Annotated in this window: 1 protein-coding gene; it reads left to right on the top strand. The window is 44.5% G+C overall.

Features of this window, described 5'->3' with window-relative positions; translation table 11 throughout:
- Window positions 1-299, top strand: a 299-nt coding sequence (locus tag A3762_RS27300; protein WP_197469096.1) for a hypothetical protein, incomplete at both ends; no start/stop codon positions are given.

Consider the following 299-nt stretch of genomic DNA (forward strand, 5'->3'; position numbering starts at 1 on the left):
TTCTATGGCATTGGCACAAGGTGGTATCGATGAGAATACGAGAGATCCGATTGGTGGAAGAATTATTTGCTTCGACGATGGCAAAACGCCGACTGGCCTCGTTCAAGAAATATCAATGTACTATTTTGCAGGCAAGGCTATTGAAGAGTTTCAAGGCAAGAAAGCTGAGTTATTCCCAAAGGCACAGGAGCACTATTTGTCTTTTGGGGTGACCACGGCACAAGATGGCATGACAGACCCTATTAGCATGGCATTTTTCAGGAGTCTTGCTGCAGAAGAAAAGCTCGATTTTGATCTTG

This window comes from Oleiphilus sp. HI0125, from assembly GCF_001635355.1.